The following is a 25,883-nucleotide window of genomic DNA, read 5'->3' as shown; positions in this document are numbered from 1 at the left end:
GGAGGATAGACTATGAAAGTATTAATGTTTGGATGGGAGTATCCTCCTCATGTGTTCGGTGGACTCGCCACAGCTAATTACGGTATTTCCGAAGGACTGAAAGCTCAGGGCGATATAGAGACGGTGCTGTGTCTGCCTCATCCCTTCGGCGATGAAAGCCAGCATGCCTGTCGTATCGTAGCCATGAATGCTGTGCCCATAGCTTATCGCGATGTCAGTTACGACTATGTGAAGCAGCGTGTAGGTAACATTATGGATCCTGATTACTATTTCAAACTTCGTGAACATATCTATGCCGATTTCAATTATATGAATGTGAACGACCTCGGTGCTATGGAGTTTGCCGGGGGCTATCCTGGCAATTTGCACGAGGAGATCAATAACTACTCTATTATCGCTGGTCAGGTGGCTCGCGCTGAGGAGTTCGATATCATCCATGCTCACGACTGGCTCACCTTCCCTGCCGGTATCCATGCCAAGCAGGTGAGCGGAAAGCCGCTCTGCATTCATGTTCATGCTACTGATTTCGATCGCAGCCGTGGTAAAGTTAACCCCACAGTTTACTCGATAGAGAAGAACGGCATGGACTGGGCCGACTGTATCATGTGTGTGTCGGAGCTGACACGTCAGACGGTTATCAACCAGTATCATCAGGATCCTCGTAAGTGCTATACGGTTCATAATGCCGTATATCCGCTGCCGCAGGAATACCAGGATATTCCCCGTCCTGACCATACTGGTAAGGAAAAGGTGGTTACCTTCTTAGGCCGTATTACCATGCAGAAAGGGCCCGAGTACTTTGTTGAGGCTGCCACGATGGTGCTTCACCGTACCCGTAACGTGCGTTTCTGTATGGCGGGCTCTGGCGATATGATGGATGCCATGATACAGCTTGCCGCTGAGCGTGGCATTGCCGATCGCTTCCATTTCCCGGGCTTCATGCGTGGCCGACAGGTTTACGAGTGCCTGAAAGACTCTGATGTATATGTTATGCCTTCTGTAAGCGAACCGTTTGGTATCTCGCCATTGGAGGCTATGCAGTGCGGAACGCCTACTATCATTTCAAAGCAGTCGGGCTGTGCTGAAATTCTCGACAACTGTATCAAGGTTGACTACTGGGACATCCACGCGCTTGCCGATGCCATTTATTCTATCTGCCACAACGAGTCGCTCTTCCAGTATCTCAAGGAGGAGGGTAAGAACGAGGTCGATCAGATAACGTGGGAGAAGGTGGGGCGCTGGATACGCACGCTCTATAGAAGGACTTTGGGATGGGAAGAATAAAAGGTAAAAAAGTAAAAAGGTAAAAAAGTAAAAGATATGAAAACGATTTGTTTATATTTCGAGATACATCAGATTATTCATCTGAAGCGCTACCGTTTCTTCGATATCGGTACCGATCATTATTACTACGACGATTACGAGAACGAGCGCAGCATCACCGACATTGCCGAGCGTAGCTATATGCCAGCCCTCAATACCCTCCATGACATGATCAAGGAGAATGGCAAGTTCTTCAAGGTGGCATTCTCTCTGTCGGGTACTGGTATCGAACAGTTGGAACTGCATGCCCCGCAGGTGATTGAGAAACTGCAGGAGATGAACGATACGGGTTGTGTGGAGTTCCTGGCCGAGCCTTACAGCCATGGTCTGTCTTCACTGGCCAACCCCGAGACTTTTGCGCTCGATGTGAAGAAGCAGGCTGCCAAGATTGAAGAACTCTTTGGCAGGAAGCCAACCGTAGCTCGCAACTCTTCGCTCATCTACAGCGATGATATCGGTGCTCAGATTGCAGCCTTGGGCTTTAAGGGCATGCTCACCGAAGGTGCCAAACATGTGTTGGGCTGGAAGTCGCCTCATTATCTGTATCACTGCAATCAGGCTCCCAACCTCAAGTTGTTGCTGCGTGATATTGAGTTGAGTGATGATATCTCTCTGCGCTTTAACAACTCAGAGTGGGATGGCTATCCTCTCTTTGCTGACGCTTATATCGATCGTATTGCCAGAATGCCTGAAGAAGAGCAGATTATTAATATCTTCATGGAACTGTCTGCCCTGGGTATTGCCCAGCCGCTTAGTTCCAACATTCTCGACTTTATCCGTGCACTGCCTGCCTGCGCCAAGGCAAAAGGTATCAACTTCATGACGCCTACTGAGATTTGCAAGGCCTGCAAGAGCGTCAGTCAGCTTGATGTGCCCGATACGCTGTCGTGGGTCGATGAAGAGCGCGATGTCAGTTCCTGGCTTGGTAACGCTATGCAGCACGAGGCATTTAATAAACTTTATAGCGTAGCCGATCGCCTGCGTATTGCCGATGACCCCCGTATCAATCAGGACTGGGATTACCTGCAGGCAAGCAACAATTTCCGCTTCATGACCACCAAGCCTTCTAACGTTGGTCTTGACCGTGGTATCTATAGCGGCCCGTTCGATGCTTTCACCAACTATATGAATATCCTGGGCGACTTCATCAACAGGGTGAATGCACTTTATCCGCTCGATATTGATAATGATGAGCTCGAGAGTCTGCTCACCACCATCAAGAACCAGGGTGATGAGATTGAGATGAAGGACAAGGAGATTACTCGTCTCAAGGCTCGTTTAGAGAAACTTGAGAGTTCAAAGCCTGCTAAGGCCGAGAAGAAACCAGCCGAGAAGAAGCCGGCAGTCAAGAAGGCTGTAGCCAAGAAGACTGCTACCAAGAAGGCTGGGGAAAAGAAGTAGTCATTCCTATACAGACTATAAGCAAGCCAGTCCGCTTAACAGAATGTGGACTGGCTTTTGTTTTATCAGAAAATAGGGTTGGAATATCAAATAATATGGTTATTATTAGTCGGGAATGACTAACTTTGCACGCATAAACTACTGAATTAGATATGAAGATACAGCAGATTGTGCTGGGCGCAATGCTATCGGGGATGATTTCCGGTTGTGCCAGCAAGAATGAGATGCCTTGTGGAAGTGAAGGCCCCCATTATAACTTAACGAAGATGAATATCGAACATCTCGATCGTGGTGTTGTTGCCATTCCCCAAAAGGGAAAGGTCATTCTCAGTTGGCGAACGCTGATGTCGGATAGGGTAGGAGAGCCATACGACGTATACCGTAACGGTCAGAAACTTAACAAGAGTCCATTGAAGAAGGGTGGTACCTTCTTCATCGATGAGCAGCCTTTGAGTGGTGGTGCCGTCTATGAGGTGCGAGGAGGTGGCAGAAAAGGAAAGTACGTCCTAGCAGCCGATGCCCCCGAAGACTATCTTCCTGTGAAACTTCAGAAACCTGCTGACGGCGTAACCCCTGACGGGCGTTCTTATAGTTATACTGCCAACGATGCCTCGGTGGCTGATGTCGATGGCGACGGAGCATATGAGATTATCCTGAAGTGGGACCCCACCAACGCTCACGACAATGCTCACGATGGCTTTACTGGTCCTACGCTTTTCGATTGCTATCGTCTTGACGGCACACTGCTTTGGCGTATCGATATGGGAATCAACATTCGTAGTGGTGCCCACTACGTACCTTTTATTATATATGACCTTGATGGCGACGGGTGCGCAGAGTTTATTGTCCGTACTGCTGACGGCACCCGCGACTCAAAGGGCCGTGTCATAGGTGATAGCCTTGCCGACTATCGCTATCGTCCGCAGCCCGATGCTCAGAATCCCACACCCGAGAAGGAGTGGGGTAAGTATAATCGTCAGGAACGACCCATGACAGGCCGCATCCTTGCAGGTCCGGAATTCATTAGTGTGTTCAACGGACTCACTGGCGAGGTGATGGACTCCAAACCCTATATCCCTGAGCGTGGCAATCTGATGGACTGGGGCGACAGCTATGCCAACCGCTCCGACCGTATGCTGGCTGGCGTGGGCTACCTCGATGGCAGACATGCCTCTGCCATTTTCTGCCGAGGCTACTACACCCGTACTGTGATTGCGGCTTGGGATTGGGATGGACATGAACTTCGTCAGCACTGGGTGTTCGATACCGACAAACCAGAGTGGGCCAGCTATGCAGGACAAGGAAATCATAACCTGCGTGTGGCCGATGTCGATGGTGATGGCTGTGACGAGATTACCTACGGCTCGATGGCTGTCGATCATGATGGCCGTGGACTCTATAACACAGGCATGGGGCATGGTGATGCCATCCATCTGATGGCCTTTGACCCCCGGAGCACACGCCTTCAGGTGTGGGATTGTCATGAGAACCGTCGCGACGGCTCAGAACTCCGCGATGCCGCCACTGGTAAGGTGATTTTCCAGGTACCTTCGAAGAGCGATGTAGGCCGTTGTATGGCAGCTGATATCGATCCTGCTAATCCTGGACTTGAGATGTGGAGCAGCGACAGTCATGGCATCCGTAATATCAAGGGCGAAGTCATCTATTCAGCACAAGACCCCGACGATCCCCAGCACCAGCAGCATCTCATACTCAACGGGCGCCACCTCTCGGTCAACTTTGGTATCTGGTGGGATGGTGACTTGTTGCGTGAACTGCTCGACCGCGAAACCGTTTCGAAGTACGACTGGACCAATCATGCTATCATCGATGTGGTGAGATTCCCAGGTGTGGTGTTCAACAACGGCACCAAGTCGAATCCATGTCTGTCGGCTGATATCCTGGGCGACTGGCGTGAGGAGGTGATAGCACGCACGCCTGACAGCAGTGAACTGCGTATCTTCGTATCGCCCATCCCTACCGACTACCGCATCAACTGCCTGATGCAGGACATTCCCTATCGTCTCTCAGTGGCAGCTCAGAACGTAGGGTATAACCAACCCTCAGAACCCGGTTTCTATCTGGGGCCTGACAATACCGTTAATCCATTCCTGAAATAAAAACGTTATGAGAACAAGAATAATATTCCCTTCGCTCTTTTGTCTTTTTACTCTTCTCCCCTTGTCTGGAAGAGCGCAGATCAACGATAACAACACACCGCTCCATCTCATGAAGCCCGCTTACAAGTTGGGCTATGGCATTCCGACGGCCGAGAGCGTGAAACAGACCATGGATCGTGTACTCCGCTATATTGATGCGGAGACCCCGGCTCTGCTGGTCGATAAGTCAACGGGCAGAGAGGTGAGTCTGAAGGATTTCGATGCTGATACCCAACTGAAGCAGGGCGGCTTCCGCCTTACCAGCTATGAGTGGGGCGTCACCTACTCTGGTGTGCTGGCTGCTTACGACGCTACGGGCGATGAGGCTTATCTCGCTTATGTCACCCGTCGCCACCAGCTGTTGGCAGCTCTTTTCCCTGTCGCTCAGAAGGTGTATGCCAAGCATAAGACCATTGATGTGAATATCCGCAGGGTCATCGATCCGCATGCCCTCGACGACGCGGGAGCCGTATGCTGTTCCATGATCAAGTCGTTGCTCAGGGATGCCAAACAGCCTCTGCGCCCACTCATCGACAATTATGCCGACTATATCATGAACAAAGAGTATCGTTTGAGCGATGGCACCTTTGCCCGCCTCCGTCCACAGAAGAATACCGTGTGGCTCGACGATATGTTTATGGGTATTCCTACCGTGGCTTATATGGGGCGTCTCACTGGCGACGGTGGGTATTACGATGAGGCTGCCCGTCAGGTGCTTCAGTTTGCCAGTCGTATGTGGGTTCCCGAGAAGGGACTGTTCCGTCATGGTTGGGTGGAGTCGATGGATCCTCATCCCGCCTTTTTCTGGGGACGTGCCAACGGTTGGGCCATCCTGACGATGTGTGAGGTTCTCGACGTATTGCCGCAGGATCATCCCCAGCGTGCTGACATCCTGAAACTGCTCAAGGCCCACGCCACCTCTCTGGCAGCACTCCAGCATCATGACGGCTATTGGCATCAGTTGCTCAACCGCAGTGATACCTATCTTGAAGCCTCTGCTACAGCCATCTATACCTATTGCTTGGCTCATGCTGTTAATCAAGGCTGGCTCGATGCCAAGGCCTTCGGACCAATAGCGCTTCTTGGCTGGCAGGCGGTGAATGCTTCTGTCAATGAGAATGGACAGGTAGAGAATGTATGTGTAGGCACAGGCATGGCTTTCGATGCTGCTTTCTACGCCTATCGCCCTGTCCACGTGATGGCTGCTCATGGTTATGGTCCGACCCTTTGGGCTGGAGCAGAGATTATCAAGTTGATTCAGACCCAGCATCCTAAGATGAACGACAGTGCCGTTCATTTCTACGATCAGGAGGTAGATACCGATAAGTCTATCTTCAATTACGACGGCAGTCTCAGGTTTTAATCGGCGATGCCACTTCTTGGCGTGTAGTGGTTATGCCCGTTGTCAGCGAGTCGTATTCGTCTATCCGCTCCTGAAGTCGTTTCTTCAGGTCAGACAGCAGATAGAGTCCGTCGTCATTGGCGGTTAGTCCCTCCAGTCGCAGACTGTACACAGCAGGTGGGTTCTCTAGTGTCAGCAACTGAAGCTGCCGCAGTTGGTCTACACTCTGATAGCAGAGGTTCAGTGCTGCATATTCCTTGCCGTCGGTTCCGAGCCATTTCTCCACAACGAGTTTACATCCTATGGGTGTCTTCTGTTCTATGGCCCCTTTCAGCTCATAGTCACTCACACCTAAGGCAGCCAGCACACTGGCGATGTTGGAGTCGTGACCGCAGAGAAACGTAAAGTGACGCCCCTCAGTCTGCAGCTCGGTCAGCATCTCCTGTAAGAGCGGATGAGCCGCGTTGACGGCTATCAGGGGAGCGGTAAACAGCACCTCGCCATACCTGCTCAGAATAGAGGCCAGCTTCTTCCAGTCTTCTTCATTCAGGTTTTTACCGAAGGCTGCCTTCTGTTTGTCGGACTCTTCATAGTATTGCAATACTAAAGCGTCGGCAGCCGAGCACGCCAGCTTCAGTCCGCCCGTCATGCCAGGCTCTTTGTTCAGTTCCAGTTTCACTACCGTGTCGTCGGTCTTGAAGTTGCAGGTGTCACCCTGCTGGCAGGCCATACTCCGACTGATGTCGAGCACCTGCTCCAGTAGCGCGTAGCTGGCACTCATCTTCTGTCCAATACCAGCCATCTCGCCATTGCCGAAAAGTTCAGCTATCTGTTGTAGTGCTCGCTCACGATAGTCATCGCTCACGGTAGTCAATTGTGGTGTAAAAACAGGGTCCATCGTCCCCACATCGTAATGGTGCTCGATGGCGATGTTGGCCACGGGCAGCATGCCCGACGAGAAGTACTGTGCTGTGGCGATGGTGCGCTGCATGGAGTTGGCATAGAAACGCATGGTCCCTTCGGCTGGTGTCTCGTTCTCTTTCATCAGTCCCTCGCTCACGAGCCACTTGCGGAAGTACTGTCCCATCATTGTCTCCAGCACGCCGCCTCGTAGCGACAGTTCGCTTGGTGCCGACAACCAGTCGAACCATTCGTGGGGTGTGATTCTGCCAAGTGCCGATTCGGGCCCCGACAGTGGAGATCGTATGTTGTGACGACTCAGTACCACCGCTTCTGTCAGCGTGTAGCGACTATGAAAATCCTCTGTTCTTTGCAACTGAGCCCAAGTCTCTGTTGCGCTGCTGCACCATAAAGTCAGGATGGCAGCCAGTATCCATTGTCTTTTTTGTTTCATTGGTCCTTAGATGTTTCTGACCACAAAGATATGAAAAAAAATAGAATATGGTATGTTTCTTCTTTTTTTTTCGTAACTTTGCCATCAAAGATGGCGAAATTACTCCGTCTCGGCAAAAAAAGGAACGAGTTCCTTTGTTTTGCTCTCGACTTTTCGTAACTTTGTCGCAGAAATAACAAAAACAATAATTTCAAGATTATCAAAACAAAGTCGAATATGAACAAACTACTCTCTTTGCTGTGCTGCCTTGGTTTGGCGGCAGGCCTTCATGCCCAGATGCTTCCTTATCAGAATGTAAATCTCACTGCTTCCCAGCGTGCCGACGATCTGTTAGGCAGACTGACCCTTGATGAAAAAGTCAGTCTGATGATGGACACATCTCCCGCCATCGAACGACTGGGCATCCCGCAGTTCCAATGGTGGAACGAGGCGCTCCATGGCATCGGCCGCAATGGCTTCGCCACCGTTTTCCCCATCACAATGGGTATGGCTGCTTCGTGGGATGATGCCCTGCTTCACCAAGTGTTTACGGCTGTGAGCGACGAGGCTCGTGTAAAAGCCCAACAGGCTAAGCGTAGCGGCGACATCCAACGCTATCAGAGCCTGTCGTTCTGGACACCGAATATCAATATCTTCCGTGATCCCCGTTGGGGACGTGGACAGGAGACCTATGGTGAAGACCCTTATCTGACATCGAAGATGGGACTGGCTGTGGTGCGCGGTCTGCAAGGGGTAGGCTATAACGGTGAGGACCTCGGTATCAGCAAGTATCGCAAACTGCTGGCCTGTGCCAAGCATTTCGCCGTACATAGTGGTCCGGAGTGGAACCGCCATGAGTTCAATGTGGAGAATCTGCCCGAGCGTGATCTCTGGGAAACCTATCTTCCTGCCTTTAAGGCGTTGGTGCAGGAGGGCAAGGTGGCTGAGGTGATGTGTGCCTATCAGCGTATAGACGGACAGCCCTGCTGTTCACAGACCCGCTATGAGCAGCAGATCCTGCGCGACGAATGGGGCTTCGACGGACTGATCACGAGCGACTGTGGTGCCATTCGGGATTTCCTGCCTAAATGGCATAATACGGCCAAGGATCAGGCAGAAGCCTCTGCTCAGGCCGTCTTGGCTGGAACTGATGTGGAGTGCGGTTCGGAATATAAGAATCTGCCCGAGGCCGTGCGCCGTGGTGATATCAAGGAGGCCGATCTCGACAGAAGTCTGCGCCGCCTACTGATAGCCCGTATCGAACTGGGCGACCTCGATAGTGATGACTTGAACCCGTGGACGAAGATTCCTGAGAGTGTCGTGGCTTGTGATGCCCATAAGCAACTGGCGCTCGATATGGCCCGTAAGAGCATCGTACTGTTACAGAACAGAAACAACGTGCTGCCTCTCCGGAAAAGCGCAAAGGTTGTTGTGCTCGGTGCTAATGCCGTCGACAGTGTGATGCAGTGGGGCAACTACTCCGGTTTCGCCACTCGCACCGTTACTGCCCTCGAAGGCATTCAGACTCTGGCACCACAGGCCGAGTTCATCAGTGGATGCGGACTGACCCGTAATGAGGTCTTTGAGAGCCGGTTTGGCGAATTGAAATCACCTCTTGGTGGTAAAGGCATGCAGGCCACCTATTATAATAATACAGAGATGCAGGGAGTGCCAGCTGCCACGGCTAACTTCACGTCGCCCATCATGCTGAGCAATGGCGGTAACACTGTATTTGCGCCTGGTGTGAACCTTGAGAACTTCTCTGCCCGTCTGGATGCCACCTTCATACCTACAAGAGACGAGACGGTCATCTTCAGCATCAATGGCGATGACAAGGTGCGCCTCATCGTAAATGGCGATACGCTTGTGAACATCTGGCAGGTGCGTCAGCGCATCCAGGGCGCTCAGAAGGAGATGGAGGTAAAGGCAGGACAGCACTACCGCGTACAGATAGACTATGTGCAGGAGGGCGGTTTTGCGTTCCTTGGCTTCGATATCCAGCATAAGGTGGCACCTACCCATCAGGAACTGCTGGCACAGATTGGCGACACAGAGACGGTTGTCTTTGTTGGCGGTATCTCGCCCAAACTCGAAGGCGAGGAGATGCGTGTCAACGAAGAAGGCTTCAAGGGAGGCGACCGCACCAGTATCGAACTGCCTAAGGCTCAGCGCGAGACGTTGGCCATGCTTCATCAGGCAGGGAAAAAGGTTGTCTTCGTCAATTGCTCTGGCTCGGCAATGGCGCTCACGCCCGAACTCGAATCGTGCGATGCCATTATTCAGGCATGGTATGGCGGCGAACAAGGTGGAACGGCTTTGGCAGAAGTGCTCTATGGCGACTATAACCCCAGCGGCAAACTGCCTGTGACTTTTTATAAGAATACCGACGAACTGCCCGATTTCCTCGATTATACGATGAAGAACCGTACTTACCGCTATTATCAGGGTGAGGCCCTCTTCCCCTTTGGCTTCGGACTGAGCTACACGCGGTTTGAGATAGGTAAGCCCTCGTATAACGGTCAGAAACTGCGCGTGAACGTGAGAAATACGGGAGACAAGGAGGGGCTTGAGACTGTTCAGGTTTATATCCGCAATCTGTCCGACAAGGAAGGTCCGCTGAAGACGCTCCGTGCCTATCAGCAGGTGTCCCTTAAGCCTGGAGAGTCGAAGAATGTCACCATCGATCTGCCCCGTAATTGCTTCGAGGGTTGGGATGTCAAGACCAACACCATGCGGGTCGTTCCTGGTAAGTATGAGCTCATGGTTGGCAACTCCAGCGACGACAGAGACCAGAAGAAGATTGTTGTCAGCATCAGGTAATCAACTTGGTGCTGACGATAACAATAACGTCATAGCAGAATCAATAAACTGCTGAAAGACCTGAATATCATGTGCTGGTGGTCAGCGGTTATAGCGGTTCTGAATATCCTGCCTACAAGGACTTCTTGAATGTAGGCGACATCCACAGCTGTGAACCGTAGCTTTACAGTGAGTGTCTGAGGAAAAATATCATTGCCCGAAGTAGGGCATGGAAAAGAAAGGTGCGTCCCTGAAACGGAACGCACCTTTCTTATTCAGCTTATCTTAATCTGTAGGATTAATAGCCTGGGTTCTGCCACATACCTTCTGCTGTAGAAGTGTATTGCAGTACGCCGTTTGCATCCTGAGCAACTGATACTGAAGCACGGTTGGTTACAGCCTCCAGCTCGTTGAGAGGAATAGGACGGTAGTAATGCTTCACGTCGATGTTGCCGCTGGCCTGTGCGTTGTAAGCCTTCACGTGGCTGATGAGCGTGTGGGTACGCTTCAGGTCGAACCAGCGCTGGTACTCACCGCAGAGCTCGAGGGCGCGCTCCTTCAGGATAGTCTCGATGTCGACGGTGCCGCTGATGGTGTTGTCCTTGCCACTGATGGCACGGGCCTTGCGCAGCTCGTTGATCGTAGCCAGAGCGTTGCCGCCGGTAGCGAGCTCGGCCTCAGCCTTGATGAGGTACATCTCTGCCAGACGGAGCACCATGATGTCGCGATAGCTCAGGTCGTGAGTGGGATAGTTGGCATTGTACTGGTCGTCGAGGTACTTCTTGATGCAAGGGTATGAACGGCGGCCTTCGATCTTCTCACTCTTGTAGCGGGCGTCGCCATATACATCCGAAACAGCCTTGCCACCCTCGGTGGGCAGAGCGGTCTTAGGATCGCCGCTGGTGTAAACGGGGATGTCACCACCATAAGCAAACTGCAGACGGTACTTGTCCTTAGCCTCAGCCTGGAGGGCCTTACCTTCCTCAGAGTCACCGTCGAGGATGCTGTAGAGGATGGCGATACCACCACCGTTGAAATAGTTGCCGTCTTCCTTGTAAGCCTCTTCGTAGTCCTTGAACTCCTGTTCACCCATCTTTGGGTAGTTTGCAGCGTTCTGCGACAGCTCGTAAGGAATGCGGTAGCTGGTAAGCAGTGTGCCGTTGTAGCGCTGGTCGGTCTCCTTCACGCTCTCCAGCAGCTGCCAGAAGTAGAGTGAGGGCAGGTAACGGGTGAATCCGCGTCCGTAGGGAGAGTAGTATTTGCCGCACTCAATGTTCTCGCCTGTCATCTTACTCTTGATGGTGGTCTTACCGGCAGCCATACGGAAGAAGATCGACTTGTCTGTCTGTCCGTTAGGACCGATGTCGTCACATCCGTTGTTCCACAGTGAAGGGAACATCAGGTGAGTGGCGCTACCACCCTGACGGCCATAGCCTGTACGGGTGATGAGCGAGTTGTACTGACCTGTACCACCGCCAGAGTAACGGTAGGGCACGCAGTTGTCGCGACCTGCTGAGAGGTCGTTTGAATAGTGAACGGCAAAGAGGTTCTCTGTGTTAACGGTAGCCTCCTCGTTATTCATGTTCCAGGTGTCGCTGTAGCGGCTGTAGAACTTGGCACCCGAGTTGTTGATAACATCGGTAGCGGCAGTCAGGGCCTCGTTGTAGTACTGGCTCTGTCCCAGCCATGAAGCAGCGTAGAGTGCTACACGGGCATAGAGCGCCTCGGCAGAATAGTAGTAGGCGCGACCGGTACCGGTGGCTGCCTTGGCAGTCATGACGTTGGCCTTCTTATAGTTCTCCATCGAGAGCTTCAGGTCGGCGAGGATATTGGCATATACCTCAGCCTCCGGCACACGTACAGGTGTGTTGTTGATGCTGTTCACTGGCTCTGAGTTATAGGGAATCGGACCCCACAGAGCTACCATCTGTGAGTAGTAGAGCGCACGGAGGAAGTAGGCATCAGCCAGGTAGGCTGCCTTCTTGTTGTCGTCAATCACGCTGCACTCGGGCACATACTTCAGGGCGTTGTTACATACGTCGACACCGGCATAGAACATCTCCCAGTATTCGTCGAGACAGGGGTTGTCGGCCACGTTGCTGCCAAGTGCCTCTGCAGAGATGTCATACTTCAGCATAGACTTCTGCTTGTTGTCGTAACCAAAATAGAACAGGTCGCTGCCCATCTCAGACAGTCCGAGTGACGGTTCCTTACCCCACCAGCCGTGTGTGTAGGTGTAAGCTGACTGAATCAGTCCGTCGATACCCGATATGGTGTTGTACGCCAGGTCGGCAGTCTCACCAGTCTTGTTGTCCTCCTCCAGGAAGTCTGAGCAGGAGGTTGCGCCGAAGCCAATGGCTGTGGCAGCAAATAACATGCTTAATATCTTTTTCATATCGATACTCATTATTGGATTAGAAAGTTACGTTAAGACCTACTACAGCCTGCTTCATCAGCGGGAAGTTTACAGCACCGCCACGCTCAGGGTCGTAGTTGTCGAAGTGACTGAAGGTGAAGTAGTTCTTCAGAGAACAGTAGATACGTGCATTACTGATGAATGCCTTCTTCACGATATTCTTCGGCAGATTGTAGCTCAGGGTGATGTCCTTGATCTTGAAGTAGTCGCCCTTCTGGATCTGGATGGCGCTCTTGTAGAAGGTTGGTGTAGCACCTGCGCATCCAGGAGAAGGTATGTCGGCACCCTGATTGTCGGGAGTCCAATAGCTCAGGTCGCCCCAGTTTGCGTTGTCGTAGAGGTAGAGACCGTAGCCGCTGTAGCTCAGGTAGCCACCCAGACGGGCCATGGTCTGAATGCTCAGTGAGAAATCCTTATAGGTAAGGGTGGTTCCCAGACCGAGAATAGCCTTCGGTGAGCGGTTGTAGACAATCTTGTCGGCGTCGTCGATCTTGTTGTCGCCGTTGGTGTCGACAACCTTCGGTGTACCGGGATCGCCGTAGTCAGCCTGTGGCTTCTCGAAACCGGGGTGAGCAGCCAGGTACTGGTCGAACTCGCCGATACCCCAGCAGCCGTCCATGTCGTATGCATAGTATGCTGATACAGGCTCGCCAACCTTCAGGATGTTGATACCATCGACAAACTGCTCGATACCGTCGGCCAGTTCCTTTACCTCGTCCTTGGCAAATGTTGCTGATGCTGTCAGGTCCCAGGTGAAGTCCTTGGTCTTAACGGGTACTGCACCCAGCGAGATCTCGATACCGCTGCCCTTGGTCTTACCGACGTTAGAGATGGTGCTGGTGAATACCGATGAGGGAGGTGCGGTCTTGTAGTACAGCAGGTCGTAGGTGTTGCTGTTGTAGTAGTCGATGCTACCATAAACGCGACCGTTCAGGATGGCGAAGTCGAGACCGAAGTCCAGAGCGGCGGTCTTTTCCCATGTCAGATCGGGGTTAGCCATGGTCATGGGTGCCTTGTCGGTAGAGTTGGGAACGATAGAAGAGATGGTTGCCAGTGTCTGATAGGCCGAGATGGCGGAGTTACCAGAGAGACCCCATGATACGCGGAACTTCAGGTTGTCGAGCCAAGACTTGGTGCCTGCCATGAAGCTCTCCTCTGAGAGGCGCCAGCCGGCAGATACAGAGGGGAAGTAACCCCATTTGTGACCCTCGGCGAGTACTGAGCTACCATCGGCACGTACTGATGCCTGCAGCAGGTACTTACCATCGAACGAGTAGTTCACACGTCCGAAGAATGACAGCATAGAGCTCTTTACGTAGCTGGTAGAAACAGTAGGAGTGCCAATTTTGCTCACATCGTAGAAAGCACTCTTCTTATAGCTCTCAGAACCAGCGTCACCGCTGATGCTGCTGGTCTCTGAAACATACTGCGACATCTCATGACCGAGCAGAACGGTGAAGTCGTGCTTGCCAATCTCCTTGTTGTAGTTGGCGGTGTTCTGCCATACATATTTCGTTCCAGTGCTGCGGTCATTGCTGATATAGGTCGTTGTAGGGCTCTGATAACGAACCTGACTGTGATAGTCCTGATACTGACCGTCGCGAGAGGTGCTGCGGTCGGCGGTGAACTGCGACTTCAGCGTCATGCCCTTGATGGGGTTCAGCTGCAGATAAGCGCTGCCGAAGAAGCGGCTGCTCTCGATGTTACGCTGGTAGGCGCCATCGTCGTTGAGCAGCGGCGAACAGTGGGCGGCATACCAGGGGTTAGGTGTCGCGTTGATGCTGCCGTCGTTGAGGTAGGCGTGGGTGATGGTGGTCATCTTCTGTGCCTGGTTGAATACGCCGCCGGCCATCTTGTCGTTGCTCTTGTAAGCATAAGAGAGGCTGGCACCTACCTTTACGATCTTATTGATCTGGTGGTCGATGTTCACACGACCTGTGTAGCGGTTGTACTCATCGCCCTTCAGCAGACCTTTGTCGTCCATGGCAGCCAGAGAGATGTTGAAGTTCGTCTTCTCGTTACCACCCTGGACTGATACCTCGTAGTTCTGCGAAACACTGCTGTCGAGCACCATGTCGAGCCAGTCGGTATAGCTCTTGTTGTTGTAGATGTCAAGTGTCGGTGTACCGTCTTCGAGGTTGAAGGTCAGCACGTCGGCAGCAGTAGCCGAGTTGGTGAAGTTCCAGCCGTTAGCTGCAGCATCCTCGTAGTTCTTTTTGTCGATGAGACGCTGCACCTCCTTGTCGCCATACATGGGCTTCACGATACCGGTAGCGCTGTTGAACGACAGATAGCCGTTAAAGCTGACCTTGGTGCGGCCAGCAGAACCGCGCTTGGTGGTAATCAGGATAACACCGTTGGCACCCTTGGTACCGTAGATAGCGGTAGAGGCGGCATCCTTCAGGATGTCCATCGACTCGATGTCGCTGGCGGGGATGTCAAGAGTAGAGCCGTACTCCACACCGTCGACGATAACCAATGGCCCGTTACCTGCTAGCAGTGAACGGTTACCACGGAGCGTCATGCTCACGCCTTCACCGGCCTGACCGCCGTTACTCTGCTGAAGGTCTACGCCAGGAACCTTAGCCTGCATGGCAGCCAGGGCGTTGGCACCGGCAACCTTAGCCAGGTCTTCGGTCTTCACACTTGAAACCGAACCCGTCAGGTCCTTCTTCTTCATCGTACCGTAACCCACAACCACGATCTCATCGAGGGCTGCAGCGTCTTCCTGCATGGTTACATTGATACTGCTCTTACCAGCCACGTCGATCTTCTGATCCTTGTAACCGATGTAAGAGATCTTCAGGACACTCTTCTCAGGAACGTCCTTGATGGTGAAGTTACCGTCGAAGTCGGTCACTGCGCCGATGGTAGTGCCGTCTACGAGAATACTTACACCAATCATGGGCTCACCTGTAGCATCCTTCACTGTACCCGTGACTGACTTCTGAGCGTAAGCTACGAAGCAGAACACAGACAAAAGCAAAGCCATAGAGGCTCTTTTGATTTGATGATTCATACACGTTAGTTTTAGTTATAGATAAATAAATTATTAAAAGAGATATTTTAAGTTTATAATTCTAGATTTCATATATTGGCTACAAAGTTACGGATTATTATATGAAATAATACTAAAACATATCGATTTTCTCCTGCAAACGTTTACGTTAGATATCTGTTTACTGCATTCTCTGCAATCCCTCCCAGCGGACGTTCCAGGTGCCGTCGTGGGGGAAGCCCGGGTTGAGGGGCTCGGTGCAGCCGTCCCAACCGGCACACATCATGGCGATGGCGGTGAGCAGGGCGCCATTGCCCGGCAGATAGATGCGCAGGCGATCTGGGGTCTGGAAATTATGGCCATTGGGTAGATAGGCGTTTTTCTGACTGTCGATGAGCAGGGCCTTGAGGGCTGTCTCTGGATCGCCCAGACGGGCGGCAGTCATGGCTATCATACCGTAGTCCCATCCCCATGTGGTCTGCCAGTTCCAGTTCTGCATCACCCAGTTGAGCGTCTGCTTCATTCGCTCTTTATCATATAATAAGGTATAAGGGGTGTTCTCGCTGGGCAGCATACCGCAGGCACCCAGAACGGCAGGGTGGTCGTTGCGACATTTGTCGGCGAAGGTCTGGGCGGGTTTGCCTGTGGCGTCGAAGGGATCGAAGGCTTCTGAGATAATGGTGCCGCCAAGGGGTGTTCCGGCAGTATAGATGCCGCCAGCTTCGGGGAGGGGCGAGAGCTTGTTGATGATATCATCCCAAAGTGCGATGCGCTGTTTACCCTGGCGTTCACGCCATTGTTGTGCTACTGCCAGACCATACTGCCAGTAGGCGAGTTCGAAGGGCTGGTTATGGGCAATGTCTTTGGTGATGGATTCCTGCATGGCAGTGGCTCCCCTGAGCTGATAGCGCCCGGTCTTTTTATCGAAGGTCACGAAATCGGCCATAAACTCGGCAGTGGCTTCTACCTGCTCGCCGTAGGTCTTCAGGGTCTCTGCCGATGGCCTGGCCCGGTACATCTCTTCGGCCAGATAGATGTAATGGGGTTGCTGCCAGATGAGGAAGGAACCCGTGTTAGAGGGTGCCTCACCGGCCCATGGGTCGGTCATCTTCATCCAACGCACGCCTTTGAACCCCTGGCGCTCAGCAATCTGGCGTGCGACAGGGTATGCGGTATCGTTATACCATCTCAGAATCTGCGCAACGGTTTCAGGACGGTTCCATAAGGCAAAGTCTGTCACGTGCCACCAGGTCATCTCCAGATGGGGGCGTCCGAACCATGAGTTATACGTCAGTCCGGTCTCCTGTGGCGGCATGTTGTTGGCGCAGTTGATCTGGGTGAGGTATTGTGAGAGAACCACCCTTCGCTCCAATTCCTTGGCCTGCAGGGCTGTGCATTGGGAGAAGTCAACGATGGCACCTGCCTTCCACCAGTGGTTCCAATGGCGCAGGGTGGCCTTGTGATATTGATCGTACTCATAGGCAATGGCCTTTGCAGGAGCCTCGTTCAGATACTCTGCGGCAAAAGTCAGAACGTCGTCGGTTGTCGTCAACTCAAACACATGATTGTCGCAGACTTGCAGCGTTGCGTGACCTTCCCACTGAAGACGTACGTAGTAGACGGTCTTGTCGAGCGTCCGCCTGATGAGTGCAGAGTGGTTGTCCTGACTGATGACGACAGACTGGTGCTTTTCTGCCTTCGTCCAGTCATTGGCGTCATCGGCATGTTTTCCTGTCGGATAGGAGAAACGCAGTGTGACGGTTGCCCGCTGGTCTCTCAGCAGGTTACTCTTGATCCTGGCATAGAGGGCGTCTTTGTCTGGGTGAACGCCCGTGCTTACCTCCACCTGTTCGCCATCGGCTCTGAAGGTCGATTCTATTTCCCCGTCCCATAGTTTCTGTTCCTGACGGATAGCCTTGAGTGATGCCAGAGACAGCGGTTGTCCCTGCTTGTCTTTGAGGCTGAGGCCAATCGTACCAAGGTTCAGGCGGTGGGGATTGATACGGAAATATTCCGTAGCCTCCTTGTGGCGCCCGTCTTCATCCTTCTTGTATTCCACGGCGTAGACTTCCTGATGGCCGTGTCCGAAGTCGAAGGCTTTCTCACTCTCCTGTGGTGTCAGTCCCTTGGTGTTCTCAAACTCATGCCATCCCCAGTCCGACATCGTGTTCAGGGGCACACCTGTCTCATACTCAAAAGGGTAGCTCTGCAGACCTGTCACGTCGACCGTTGCGGCAAAGTGGCCGTTGCCCACTGAGAGAGACGACAGCCTGTCAGCCTCGGTGATGACGGGGTTATTACGATTAACAACAGCGTGACGGTCTATGGAGGCCGTCACGTTGTTTATATTATATCCTAACTTCTCTATCTCAAGTGATGCCCAGATAAACGGACCTACGCCCTTGGCATCGTTGTCGCGTACAGGTTCGCTGATATAGTACTCAAACGAGCCGTCGCGCCGTTTGTTCTCTTTGACGTTGGGAGCCGCCTTCAGCACTTTCGCACTGACACCGGGTCCCAGGCCTGCCACCTCGCAGCATTTTGTCAGGGAAATGGTCTTGTCGGCATTCACACGAATGAAGTTCTTGATAATACCCTGATAGGCTTTGATGCCTGCATCGCGGTACTTGGTACCGAGATAGCCTTTGTTGTAGGCCTTCAACAGCACATAGGCAAACATGGAGGAACAGGTGGCTTCGAGATAGTTGCCCTCGCGTCCGGGTTCATCCATCACCTGATACCAGACGCCGCTGTCCTTGTCCTGCCACTTGATGATGGCGTCAAGGTCCTTTTGTAGCAGGTCGATGACCTCGGCACGACGCGCGTAGCTCTCGGGAAGGGCATCAAGCAGCTCGATGAGTGCCATCGAGAACCAACCCTGCGCTCTTCCCCAGCAGTGCTGGGTCTGTCCTGTCTCCTTGTCAGCCCAGAACATCTCCTTGGTCTCATCCCAGGCATGACGGTTCAATCCAGTCTTTGGATCGTATGTGCGCTGATAGGTCACGGTAATCTGATCGACGGCGTCGTCATAGATTCTCCTGGCGTCCTTGGCTTTCAGCAGGTCGCGGGCTGTCATGGTATAGAAGGGCAGTCCCATGAAGATGCCGTCGAGCCATACCTGATAGCTGTAGATGGCTTTGTGCCAGAATACCTTGTCCTGAATGGTGCGGGGCTGGTCCTTCAGCTGTTTCATCAGGGTCTGTATGGCCAGCAGGTTCTTCTTCTCCGGATAGAGCTGATACATGCGAGCCACAAAGTGACCGGTACGAATCTGATCGAGGTTATAGTCCTCAATCTTGTAAGTACGGATGTCGCCTCGGGCATTGATCATGGTGTCGGTATATTCCTGACAGTACTTGCGGATGTCCTCACCACCGTATCTCAGGTAGGTGTCGAGCATCGATTCCAGTTCGATACCCATCACATAGCTCCATCGGGGCTTTTTGGCAAAGTCGAGGAGGTAGGACTTCGGTGTCCTTTTCATCTCAGAATAGGTGAGCCACTCGGAGTAATGCTCGTAAGGGGCTTTGAGCAAAGCCAGACTGCCATTGATGAAAAGGTTGTCGAAGTTGATGTTACGCGTCTTGCCGCTCATGAGGTTTCCGTCTTTCACACCGTTGAAATGACAGTCCTTGACGTTGATGTCATAGACGTAGGTGTCTTCTTCGAGCCCGATAATCTGTACACCGTACTGTGACTTCTCGCTGGTGACATTCTCCATATAGACATTACGCACGGTAGGGTAGTTGCCACGGCAGCAGATCTCGTTGTGCTCATAGTCGAGGTTGATCTTCAGCACACTCTCTTTGCAGACACCCACCTTGATGTTCTTCATGTTGATGTTCTCGATGATACCGCCGCGGCAGCTGTTGGTCTTGATGCGCAGCACACGCTCCAGCTCAGGAGAGTCCATCACACAGTCGTGGGCATAGACATTCTGACAACCGCCAGAGATCTCAGAACCGACAACGACACCGCCATGCCCGTTTCTCATCTCACAGTTGCGGATGATGATATTCTTCGAGGGCATGTTACGCTCTCGGCCGTCGCGGTTGCGCCCGCTCTTGATGGCAATACAGTCGTCGCCGGTATTAAAGAAGCAGTCTTCTATCAGTACGCGGTCACAGCACTCCGGGTCACAGCCGTCGCCATTAGGACCATCGTTGATCATCTTTACACGTCGTACGGTGATGTCGGTAGAGTGGAGGGGGTGAATCACCCAGAAAGGAGAGCGTAGCAGGGTGATATCCTCCAGCAGGATGCCCTCGCACTTATTGAAGCTCACCAGCTGTGGGCGCAGTCCGTCTTTCGCACCGAACACACGTTCTGGTGAACGCTCGCCTTTCTCATTATACATGGGGATGCCGTCCTCGCCGTTCTTCAGCAGACGGGCACGTGAGCCACCGCGCTGACTGATCATGCCCTCTTTCCATCCGAAGCGCGGACTGCCGTTCCAGGGCCACCAGGTGTCGTTGCTGCCGCCACCGTCGATGATGCCCTTACCGGTGATGGCAATATCCTTGGCTTTAAAGGCATATACGCATGGGGAGAGGTTAAAGCACTCCAGCCCTTCCCATGATGTCTCAACGATCGGGTATAACTCGGGTAGGAAAACAAACTCAAGTACGGCTCCCTCCTGCACTTCCAGGTTTACACCGTCCTTCAGTGTGATAGCTCCGGTCAGAAACTTATGCCCGGCAGGTACAACGACCTTACCGCCGCCTTTCCTTGAACAGAGGTCGATGGCTTTCTGGATGGCTTTCTGGTTCTGTGCGGCGGCATTCGTCTCCTTTGCCCCGTACTTCGTAATCAGATACGTCTTGTTTGCGAACTGCGGTACACGGATGCTTTGCTCTATCTGTTTGTATTCTGCGTCGTTCCAGCCTTGAGCCGACAGGGTCATGGGGAACAGCAGACAAAGTGCCAGTAATTGAAAATACTTCTTCATACAGTACATTATTTATTTCTAGTAGTTTGCTGTGCAAAGATACGAATAAAGTGTGAGACCATGAACTAAAAAAGGGGAAAAATAACGTAAACGTTATCGTTCCCCTCTTGTGTTATTGCAGTTTTGCTATAAACTGACTCAGGGCAGCTCCCGGGTCAGGTTGCGTCATGAAGTGTTCTCCCATCAGGAAACCTCTGAAACCGAGTCCTCTTAGCATCTTCACGGTCTCTGGGTTCGACAGGCCGCTCTCGCTCACCTTGACGATGTTGTCGGGCAGAAGCCCTGCCAGGCGGATGGAGTTGTTGACATCGGTCACGAAGGTACCGAGGTTGCGGTTGTTGATGCCGCACATGTCGGGCTCCAGTTCCGCATATTCGGTCTCTGCCTCCGTATGCATCTCCAATAGCACCTCCAGACCCAGTCCGTGAGCCTTTGCTATCAGTTGTCTGCATTCGTCTTTCGACAGACAGGCAGCTATCAGAAGAACCGTGTTGGCCTGATACAGTCTGGCCTGATACAGCTGGTATTCGTCGATGATGAAGTTCTTATACAGTATGGGCAGCTTGATGTCTGCCATACGGGCGTCTGTCAGATCCTGATGACTTCCACCGAAGTATTTGGTGTCGGTCAGCACGCTCATCGCCGTGGCACCGTTTTCCTCATAGCTCTTGCCAATCACCTTGATCGATGCCTCTTTGCTGAACCATCCTTTCGACGGTGACTTGCGCTTGAACTCGGCTATGATGCCGGAACCAGAGTTCCTTAGGTTGGCTGACATGGATATTGAGAGACCGCCTTTGATGTTGTTCACTCTCTCTTCCAACAGAGCAAAAGGAAGCTCTTGCTTGAATACCTCTACCTCTTTTCTTTTGTTTGCAACGATTTCTTCTAAGATATCTGCCATATTGGTCTATGTTGATGATTATTTCTTGCTATACCAGTCTTTCAGCACAAAGAAGGCTTTCTTCTTCTCGCCATTATCGCTGAAGAGGCCTTTCCTGTTGTAGAAGTCCTGAATGCCTGTGAGCACGCGACGTGGTGAGCGGAAGTCCTTCAGGATCCATGGGGTGGTACCTGCCAGACCATCGATCTTGTCGAGCATAGCCGTGTTCTCCTGATACAGATTCTCCTGGAATTCCTCAGTCCATCGCTGGTTCTTCTCGCCATGCAGACCGTATCTGGCGCCTCCTCCAAACTCACTGATAATGACAGGCTTCTCGTATGGAATCTCCCATGTCATCTTCGGTGCGTCGTTCACATCGCGATACCAGCCGATATACTGGTTGAAGCTGACCACATCAACATATTCGTGCATGTTGTCCTGCAACTTGTTGTGATAGTTCGATGCCGAGGTCACCTCCATAGCCATGGAGATCAGACGGCTGTCGTCCAAAGCTCTGGCACGTTTGGCCAGCTTGCTGAGGAAAGCGTCGCGTGCTTCAGAGTGCGGGGTCTCATTGGCCACGCTCCAGATGATGACGTTAGCACGGTTCTGGTCGCGAAGTATCATATTGGTCAGCTGGCGCTCTGCATTGGCATAGGTGTCTGGGTTTGTCCAGGCAATCGTCCAGTAGCATGGAATCTCCGACCATACGAGCATACCCATGCGCTCTGCTTCACGAACAGCATACTCATTATGGGGATAGTGAGCCAGACGTACGAAGTTACAGCCCAGTTCCTTGGCCCATGACAGGAGCGTATGCGCATCTTCCGTAGAGTTGGCGCGTCCGCCGCCGTTGGGTTTTTCCTCATGAATGCTGATCCCCTTCAGGAAGATGGGCTGACCGTTCAGCAGAATCTGCTTGCCTTTTGTCTCAATGGTGCGGAAACCTATCTCGTCGCAGATGGTTTCTTCGCCCAGCTTGATTTCCACCTTATATAATTTAGGGTTCTCGGGCGACCATAGCTGAGGCTTGGCTTTCATGCTGATGCTGGCTGTGCCGTCGGCAGCCGTGGTGAGGGTCTTCTTTATCTTCAGCTCAGGAATGCTTAGCGTCACAAGTCTCCCTGCCTCTTCACGATTCAGCTTCACGCTGAAGTTCACTAATCTGCCTTCTAAGCTTTTCAACTGCAGTTTGTAGTTCTCAACGTAGGTCGGCTCAACGGTGACGAGACAGACGTCGCGCGTGATGCCGCCATAGTTCCACCAGTCGAATATCTGTGTGGGTACATCCTCGGCATGGCGCTTGTTGTCAACCTTCACGATGACCACGTTCTCTCCGTCTTTCATGAAGTCGGTCACATCGTAGTTGAACGGTGTGAAGCCGCCCTGATGGTGACCGGCCTTCTGACCGTTCACGTAGACGTGCGCATCATAGTTCACCGCTCCAAAGTAGAGCAGTGTGCGCTTGCCCGCCTGCGGGTGGTATTCAAAACTCTTCTTGTACCATACCGTTCCCTCATAGAAGAACAGTCTGTCGTCTTGTGTGTTCCAGTCGCCAGGGACCTTCAGTGTGGGGTTCTTGTCGAAGTCATACTCAATCAGATCCTCAGGGCGCTGTGGCTTTGCGTTGACGAAGAATCCCGAACGCATAGGGTTCATGCGGTAGTCGTAATAGCCTTCTTCCTGAACATCCACGATGTAGTTCCATTCACCATTCAGCGACGTAGTCTGTCTGGCCATGACATTGGCAATCTGTGGCACCTCTTGGGCTGCTGCCCATAGTCCTGAGACCATGAGCAGCAGAGTAGTAGATAGTAGTTTTTTCATTGTTTAGTCTTTCCTTGTTTCTTCTTGTTAAACCTCCCAGCCGATAGCTGAAGCACCGAGTACAGCTGCAGAAGCGCCGTCAAGTCCGCTAACCAGGAACTGTGCCTTGTTCTTGAATATCTTCAGCACGTGCTCGTTGTAGGCTTCGCGTATGGGCTTCATAATCAGTTCGCCGGCCTTAACCATACCGCCGAAGAAGATGAATGCCTCAGGCGATGAGAAGGCTGCGAAGTCGGCGCAGGCCTCACCCAGCATCTTACCTGTGAACTCATAAATCTCCTTGGCCAGTTCGTCACCCTTGCCTGCAGCGATGGATACGTCGAGTGAGGTGATATCATCGGGATTCATCTCGCGAAGCAGACTCGGACGGGTGGTCTTTGCCAGCATCTCACGGGCAGTGCGTGCTACACCTGTTGCTGAGCAGTAGCACTCCAGACAACCAGTACGACCGCAACCGCAGAGACGGCCTTCTTCGCCGCGAACCATTGTCACGTGTCCCAACTCACCGGCAAAACCGTCGTGTCCGTAGAGCAGCTGGCCGTTTACCACGATACCAGAGCCTACACCCGTTCCAAGGGTGATGACGATGAAGTTCTTCATACCGCGGGCCACACCATAGACCATCTCGCCGATAGCAGCGGCATTGGCATCGTTGGTAAGGGCAACGGGAATGCCATTCAGCTTGTCGCTGAACATCTTGGCGAGGGGCACTACGCCATCGTGAGCCCATGGCAGGTTTGGAGCGAACTCAATGGTTCCGTTATAGAAGTTTCCGTTAGGAGCACCGATACCCATGGCTTTGATCTTCTCGATGCCGCCAACCTGGTCGATAATGACCTGCAGGGCATCTACACAAGCATCAACATAGTCCTCAACCTTCTCATAACCACCGGTTTTGATGGCTGTGGTGGCCTTGATGTCGCCTCGGGAATCTACGATGCCGAATACAGAGTTTGTTCCTCCTAAGTTTAAGCCGATAACATACGGCTTTAGCAATGCATTTTGTTCATTCATGATTGTTATAGTTTTATTTTTATTTTGATTTTTCGCTTACAAGCCACAAAGGTAAAGAAAAACTTGCGGATATCTCTCATTTTTACGGAAATTAACGATTCCCTTTTGTGAAAAACCTTTGTTTTCTTTCCCGTTTCAGCCTTTTTTTGTACCTTTGCACCCGTTATGCCGTTTCATGTACCAATAAATATATTAGATTTCATCTTCAAGGGGATGATGATCGGGGTAATTGCCAGTGCCCCTATGGGGCCGGTAGGTATCCTGTGTGTTCAGCGCACGCTGAACAAAGGCCGGTGGTTTGGTCTTGCCACAGGGTTTGGCGCAGCCTTTAGCGATATTATATATGCAGCATTCGCAGGTTTCGGTATGTCGTTCGTGATGGACTTCATTACCAATGACCAGAATCGCTTCTATCTTCAGATCGCAGGTAGTATCATGCTGCTCTGTTTCGGTCTTTACACTTACCGTTCCGATCCGACGAGAAAGATGCACCAGTCAGGCCTGCAGAAGGGTTCGCTTTGGTATAACGCGTGGACGGCCTTTCTCGTAACCTTCTCTAATCCGCTTATCGTATTCCTGTTTCTGGCCATGTATGCCCAGTTCGCGTTTGTGCTGCCCAACCATCCTTTCGAGATGCTGGTGGGCTTTGCGAGCATTGTGGGCGGTGCGCTGCTCTGGTGGTGGGGCCTCACATGGCTGGTCGATAAGATTCGTACGAAGTTCGATAACAACGGCATCAAGATTATCAATCAGGCTATCGGCGTTGCCGTGATTATCGGTTCGGTGATTATGCTCTTGGGAACAACCACCAATCTGGTGCGTTTCTTCTAAGTGATGCTTTTTTATGTATAGATTTTTTTAGGATATATGTTTATTGCACAGGATTTAAGAAAAAAGAATATTGCCGAATATCTGCTGTATATGTGGCAGGTCGAGGATACTATCAGGGCTTTCGACTGCTCGCTGACGCGTATCAAGCGCGAGTGGATAGAACGCTTCGACTATAGCGACGAACAGAAAGAAGAGGCAATCGACTGGTATGGCAACCTGATTCGGATGATGAACCAGGAAGGTTGTCGTGAGAAGGGTCATCTGCAGATTAATCGGGTGACGATGCAGATGCTCATCGAGCTTCACAGTCAGTTGCTTCAGTCTACCAAGTTCCCTTTCTACAACACAGAGTACTACAAGGTGCTCCCGTTTATCGTGGAACTGCGCAACCGTGGTGCCAATAAGGAAGAGAACGAGATAGAGACCTGTTTCAATTCCCTCTATGGCGTGATGCTGTTGCGTTTGCAGCATAAGGACATCTCGCCCGACACGCAACATGCCGTCAAGGAAATCACCACCTTCATCGGCATGCTCTCTGATTATTACAAAAAAGATAAAGAAGAAGGTCTTAAGTTCGAATGATAATATTAGGCACGGATTTACACGGCT

The 25,883-nt window shown here is 52.1% G+C and carries 14 protein-coding genes; 7 read left to right on the top strand and 7 right to left on the bottom strand.

Annotated elements, in window-relative coordinates; all coding sequences use genetic code 11:
- Window positions 1-12: 12 nt before the first annotated feature.
- From T325_RS10325 to T325_RS10310, 4 genes are all read left to right on the top strand, one after another.
- Window positions 13-1,284, top strand: coding sequence for a glycosyltransferase family 4 protein (locus tag T325_RS10325; RefSeq protein ID WP_036913290.1), 1,272 nt, complete (start codon window positions 13-15; stop codon window positions 1,282-1,284).
- A 36-nt stretch (window positions 1,285-1,320) separates the two neighbouring features.
- Window positions 1,321-2,724 (top strand): glycoside hydrolase family 57 protein, encoded by a 1,404-nt coding sequence (locus T325_RS10320; protein ID WP_036913287.1) that lies wholly within the window; start codon window positions 1,321-1,323, stop codon window positions 2,722-2,724.
- Window positions 2,725-2,948: 224 nt separating this feature from the next.
- Window positions 2,949-4,844, top strand: a complete 1,896-nt coding sequence (locus tag T325_RS10315) for a rhamnogalacturonan lyase (protein ID WP_369794049.1) — start codon at window positions 2,949-2,951, stop codon at window positions 4,842-4,844.
- A gap of 7 nt (window positions 4,845-4,851) precedes the next feature.
- Entirely contained in the window at window positions 4,852-6,246 is a 1,395-nt protein-coding gene (locus T325_RS10310; protein WP_036913282.1) for a glycoside hydrolase family 88/105 protein, read from the top strand.
- Here T325_RS10310 and T325_RS10305 read toward each other — a convergent pair.
- Window positions 6,236-7,579 carry a histidine-type phosphatase gene (locus T325_RS10305; protein ID WP_051949840.1) on the bottom strand — a complete coding sequence of 448 codons (1,344 nt, stop codon included), beginning with the start codon at window positions 7,577-7,579 and terminating at the stop codon, window positions 6,236-6,238. The two genes, T325_RS10310 and T325_RS10305, sit on opposite strands and share 11 nt — an antisense overlap.
- Window positions 7,580-7,795: 216 nt before the next feature.
- Here T325_RS10305 and xyl3A point away from each other — a divergent pair, with 216 nt between their 5' ends.
- Window positions 7,796-10,378 carry a xylan 1,4-beta-xylosidase gene (gene xyl3A, locus T325_RS10300; protein ID WP_036913279.1) on the top strand — a complete coding sequence of 861 codons (2,583 nt, stop codon included), beginning with the start codon at window positions 7,796-7,798 and terminating at the stop codon, window positions 10,376-10,378.
- A gap of 277 nt (window positions 10,379-10,655) precedes the next feature.
- Here the strand turns inward: xyl3A and T325_RS10295 are convergent, their stop codons facing one another.
- The 6 genes from T325_RS10295 to T325_RS10270 form a co-directional block, all read right to left on the bottom strand.
- Complete coding sequence (locus T325_RS10295) at window positions 10,656-12,752, bottom strand: RagB/SusD family nutrient uptake outer membrane protein (RefSeq protein ID WP_036913720.1); 2,097 nt, start codon at window positions 12,750-12,752, stop codon at window positions 10,656-10,658.
- Between the two features lie 19 nt (window positions 12,753-12,771).
- Window positions 12,772-15,792, bottom strand: a complete 3,021-nt coding sequence (locus tag T325_RS10290) for a SusC/RagA family TonB-linked outer membrane protein (RefSeq protein WP_036913276.1) — start codon at window positions 15,790-15,792, stop codon at window positions 12,772-12,774.
- 160 nt (window positions 15,793-15,952) lie between these two features.
- The gene (locus T325_RS13025) at window positions 15,953-20,719 is read right to left on the bottom strand and encodes a glycoside hydrolase family 88 protein (protein ID WP_081911181.1); all 4,767 of its coding nucleotides are present in this window, start codon (window positions 20,717-20,719) and stop codon (window positions 15,953-15,955) included.
- Between the two features lie 112 nt (window positions 20,720-20,831).
- A complete protein-coding gene (gene trpC / locus T325_RS10280) occupies window positions 20,832-21,623 on the bottom strand; it encodes an indole-3-glycerol phosphate synthase TrpC (RefSeq protein ID WP_036913273.1) in 792 nt (263 codons plus the stop codon).
- Between the two features lie 18 nt (window positions 21,624-21,641).
- Window positions 21,642-23,429 (bottom strand): glycoside hydrolase family 2 protein, encoded by a 1,788-nt coding sequence (locus tag T325_RS10275; RefSeq protein ID WP_036913270.1) that lies wholly within the window; start codon window positions 23,427-23,429, stop codon window positions 21,642-21,644.
- Window positions 23,430-23,456: 27 nt separating this feature from the next.
- Window positions 23,457-24,443: an ROK family protein gene (locus tag T325_RS10270; RefSeq protein ID WP_036913267.1), complete on the bottom strand. Its 987-nt coding sequence runs from the start codon at window positions 24,441-24,443 to the stop codon at window positions 23,457-23,459.
- Between the two features lie 165 nt (window positions 24,444-24,608).
- Between T325_RS10270 and T325_RS10265 the strand changes: the two genes are divergently transcribed.
- Window positions 24,609-25,274, top strand: coding sequence for a LysE family translocator (locus tag T325_RS10265; protein ID WP_036913263.1), 666 nt, complete (start codon window positions 24,609-24,611; stop codon window positions 25,272-25,274).
- A gap of 36 nt (window positions 25,275-25,310) precedes the next feature.
- Window positions 25,311-25,856: a DUF4924 family protein gene (locus tag T325_RS10260; RefSeq protein WP_036913261.1), complete on the top strand. Its 546-nt coding sequence runs from the start codon at window positions 25,311-25,313 to the stop codon at window positions 25,854-25,856.
- The last annotated feature ends 27 nt before the right edge of the window (window positions 25,857-25,883 follow it).

It is taken from the genome of Prevotella sp. FD3004, assembly GCF_000746155.1.
Taxonomy (GTDB): domain Bacteria; phylum Bacteroidota; class Bacteroidia; order Bacteroidales; family Bacteroidaceae; genus Prevotella.
Note: the sequence above shows the minus strand (reverse complement) of the source record. Positions and strands in the feature narration are given on the sequence as shown.